Annotated in this window: 1 protein-coding gene and 1 pseudogene; both read left to right on the plus strand. The window is 75.1% G+C overall.

The genetic code is table 11. The features are described from left to right. Positions 1–399, plus strand: a 399-nt coding sequence (locus QQK43_RS23165; RefSeq protein WP_284309638.1) for a ring-opening amidohydrolase, incomplete at its 5' end; no start/stop codon positions are given. Continuing rightward, positions 396–587 (plus strand): annotated as a pseudogene (locus QQK43_RS23170) (amidase); the annotation flags it as partial. The gene QQK43_RS23165 and the pseudogene QQK43_RS23170, both read left to right, overlap by 4 nt.

The raw sequence follows: 587 nt of genomic DNA on the forward strand, positions 1-587 counted from the left end.
GGTGTGGAAGTGGAAGCCAACGAGGTGGTGCTGCTGGGCCACAGCCCGGCCTGGCGCGGCCCGCTGCGCATGGCCTGCGAACCCATGGCCGATGCCATGGACCTGCCCGCCGTCACGCGCGCCCTGGCCCAGTTGGGCCTGCACGCCCGGCCGCAACTGGCCGACGAAGACCGTGCCCGTGTGGCCGCCGCCCTGGTCAAGTGCGAGCCCGACCGCCGCGGCCAGGTGCGCGGCGCGCGCCACACCATGCTGGACGACACCGACATCAACGCCCAGCGCCATGTGCGCGGCGCCGTGGGCGGCCTGGTGGGCGACGGGCGCATCTTCGTCTCGGGCGGTGCCGAACACCAGGGCCCCGATGGCGGCGGCCTGATCGCCGTGATCGCGGAGGTGGCATGAGCACACCCTGGTGGCAGCTCGACGCCAGCGCGCTGGGCCAGGCCTACCGCGACGGCGCGGTCACGCCGGTGCAGGCGCTGGCCTTGCACCTGGACCGGCTGGCCCAGGTGCAGCCGGTCATCAACGCCATGGCCTGGGTCGACGCCGAAGGTGCCGGCGAGGCGGCCGCGGCCAGCGCCGCCCGCTGG

It is taken from the genome of Hydrogenophaga electricum (assembly GCF_030160815.1).
Classification (GTDB): Bacteria; Pseudomonadota; Gammaproteobacteria; order Burkholderiales; family Burkholderiaceae_C; genus Hydrogenophaga; species Hydrogenophaga electricum.